Consider the following 1,408-nt stretch of genomic DNA (forward strand, 5'->3'; position numbering starts at 1 on the left):
GAGACCCACACCCACCGCGTCATCGCCGCCGGCAAAGACGGCGTGCGGACCAAGGGCGACATCAACGGCGCCGCTGACCCGGGCGCCCTGGACCAGTCCCGGCTCGTCGGCAAGGCCTTCTTCGTCTCTCCCGTGCTCGGGTGGCTCGTCAAGATGACGCCCATCGCCATCCTCGGCCTGCTGCTCGGCCTCTTCTTCACGCGCCGCGTGGAGAGCCCCGTGAAGCGCTTCCAGTACCGCGTCATGGCCTTCTTCCTCGGCCTGGCCGCCTCCATCGTCATCGTCAAGCCCCTCGTCGGAGCCGAGCTCCTGTGGATGCGCGTCGACTCGTCCGGTCGGACGCCGCACGCCACCGCATCCGTGGTGAGCACGGGCCTCTTCCCGATGCGAGTGGTCCCGTTCGAAGACAAGGGCGCCGCGAGCCAGGTCCTGTCCCCGACGGGCACCGTGGGCGAGGCCGTCTCCACCCACCTGGACAAGACCGGCCACTTCGTCCTTCTCCCGCAGCTCGCCCTCACCACCTGGTGGTGGATCGGCCTGGCCGTGTTCTGCCTGACCCCGATCGTGTGGCTGGGCATCCACGCCCGCATGCACCGCAACGACCCAGAGCCCGATCAGCCCTCGGACGAGGCGCCCGAGCCCGAAGGAGCCGCATGAGCCCCCGCCCCGCCTCCAGCCCTCTCGCCCGCCCCTCGGCCACGCTGTGGCTGGTCCTGTCCGCCATCGCCTGCCTGGCCGTCGTCGTCGGCGCGGCCGTGTTCGTCCCCAACACCAACGGCGCGTTCAGCGCGAAGGTCACCAACGCGACGAACACCGCAGGGGCCAAGAGGTTCTTCACCTGCGCCCAGGCCATCAAGGAGACACCCGGCTCGATCTTCGGCTGGCAGCTCTCCTCCCACAACGCCCCGGACATCACGACCAACGGCAACACCGAGGCCTCGGCGAACGACACGTTCGCCTCCGGCGCCGGCAACTACGGCTGCGTCCGCGACACCCCGCAGACCTCGATGGTCTTCAACGGCAACGCCAACGTCGGCGGCAACGGCGTCTCCTCCACGACCGGCTGGTCCACGATCGCCCAGAACGCGCCGAACGCCTACAGCGAGGAGGTGTGGTTCAAGACCACGAGCCCGCAGGGCGTGCTCATGGGCTTCGCCAACGTGGCCAAGTACCGCAACGAGATCAACTACGGCCGGGCGCTGTGGATCAACGCCGCGGGCGTGCTCGTGGCCGGGACCTGGTCCTCGACCGGCCCGACCTACACGACCACCGCCGGCGGACCGGTTGTCACGGACGGGCAGTGGCACCACGCCGTCGTGACCCGCGACCCGGCCGCGAACCTGACGATCTACCTGGACGGCAAGGCCGTGGCCAGCACTCCGGCCGGGCCCACGCCGGGCAACATCAA

General features: G+C 69.8%; 1 protein-coding gene and 1 pseudogene. Both read left to right on the forward strand.

All coding sequences use genetic code 11. The annotated features are described in order from the left end of the window. A pseudogene (locus H9I38_RS10680) lies at positions 1-657 on the forward strand (hypothetical protein); the annotation flags it as partial. Next, positions 654-1,408: LamG-like jellyroll fold domain-containing protein (locus H9I38_RS10685; protein WP_226338809.1), on the forward strand; the 755-nt coding region annotated here is incomplete at its 3' end. The pseudogene H9I38_RS10680 and the gene H9I38_RS10685, both read left to right, overlap by 4 nt.

It is taken from the genome of Arthrobacter sp. UM1 (assembly GCF_020483305.1).
In the GTDB taxonomy this organism is placed as follows: domain Bacteria; phylum Actinomycetota; class Actinomycetes; order Actinomycetales; family Micrococcaceae; genus Falsarthrobacter.